The 1,419-nt window shown below is 67.9% G+C and carries 1 protein-coding gene and 1 pseudogene; both read left to right on the top strand.

Annotation, left to right across the window (positions count from 1 at the left end):
* Positions 1-249: 249 nt before the first annotated feature.
* Entirely contained in the window at positions 250-1,206 is a 957-nt protein-coding gene (locus tag IF89_RS0135410; RefSeq protein WP_158718143.1) for an IS30 family transposase, read from the top strand.
* Between the two features lie 82 nt (positions 1,207-1,288).
* Positions 1,289-1,419, top strand: a pseudogene (locus tag IF89_RS44000) (transposase); the annotation flags it as partial.

Genomic DNA, 1,419 nt, shown 5'->3' with positions numbered 1-1,419 from the left:
TGTCAATGCTCCCGCAGAATTGAGCACGCTCTGCTCCTTGGGTTCTAACGCTTGTCGCAACACTCCTTGATCATGATGGGTGTGTTGATGGCGAGGGTGGGTCGTAAGCGCAGGCTCGAGGTTGAGGCGGAGTACTGGCGCCTTCTGCAGTCCGGGGTGGGCACAGTCGAGGCCTGTAGGCAGCTCGGGATCGGGCGGAAGACCGGCTACCGGTGGCGGTCGGAGAACGGCGGCCTACCGCCGGAGCGCGTGTCCGAGACCGTGCACTCGGGCCGCTATCTGTCGCTGCTGGAACGCAAGCGCATCGCCACCCTGCGCGAACACGGTCTGGGCATACGCGAGATCGCCGCACGCCTCGACCGCTCGCCCTCGACCGTCAGCCGCGAATTCCGCCGGAACATGCTCGAACACGACCAAGGCCTCTACGACGCCGACCTCGCCCACCACCGCTCCAGACAGCGGGCCGAACGGCCGCGAAGACCGAAGCTGAGGCTCGACGAGGAGCTCCGCGCCGAGGTCCAGGCCAGGCTCGACCTGGAGTGGAGCCCTGAGCAGATCGCCGCCCACTTGCGCGCTCTGTGGCCTGACCGGCCCGAGCGGCACCTGTGCCACGAGACCATCTACCGTGCCCTCTATCAGGGTGCGAAAGGCGTCCTGAGCAGGACACTCACCAAGAAGCTCCGCACCGGCCGGCCGCTGCGCAAGCAGCGCCGCAAGGCCGACCAACGCGCTCCGCGGTTTGCCGTTCCGGCGACACTCATCGACGAGCGGCCTTCCGTCGTCGAGCTCCGCGAACGTGCCGGCGACTGGGAAGGCGACCTGATCACCGGCCGCAGAAACCGCACCGCCATCGCCACGCTCGTGGACCGCCGCACCCGCTTCGTCCGCCTCGTCGCCCTGCCCGACGGCCACGGCGCGGACCAGGTCCACGTGCGCCTCACCGAGGCTCTGAAGGACGTCCCCGACACCGCACGGATGACATTGACCTGGGACCAGGGCGCCGAGATGGCCTGCCACGACCGCCTCGCGCCGCTGTTCCGCGACGGCGTCTTCGTCGCCCACCGCGGCAGCCCCTGGCAACGCGGCACCAACGAGAACACGAACGGCCTGCTCCGCCAGTACCTGCCGAGCCTCAACAACCGGCCCCGCAAGACCTTGGGATGGCGGACCCCAGCCGAGCTATTCGCAGGCGCTCTGACAGCATGAGACCTGCAACGTTGCGACGATCGTGCGAATCCACCTTAGAACCCAAGGAGCACCTGGGGGTCATTCTTACGGGAGCAACGACAACTGCATCAACGTGAAGATCCGCGAGGGCCAAGTCGCCAACCGCCCGGTCTATATGGCCCTCGCGGTCACGGCCGAGGGCCACCGCGACATCCTCGGCTTGTGGGCCGGCGGCGAAGGAGGCGAGGGCGC

The sequence above is a fragment of the Streptomyces sp. NRRL F-2664 genome, from assembly GCF_000719345.1.
GTDB lineage: Bacteria > Actinomycetota > Actinomycetes > Streptomycetales > Streptomycetaceae > Streptomyces.
The sequence above is the reverse complement of the archived record's forward strand: the minus strand, read 5'-3'. Positions and strand labels throughout refer to the sequence as shown.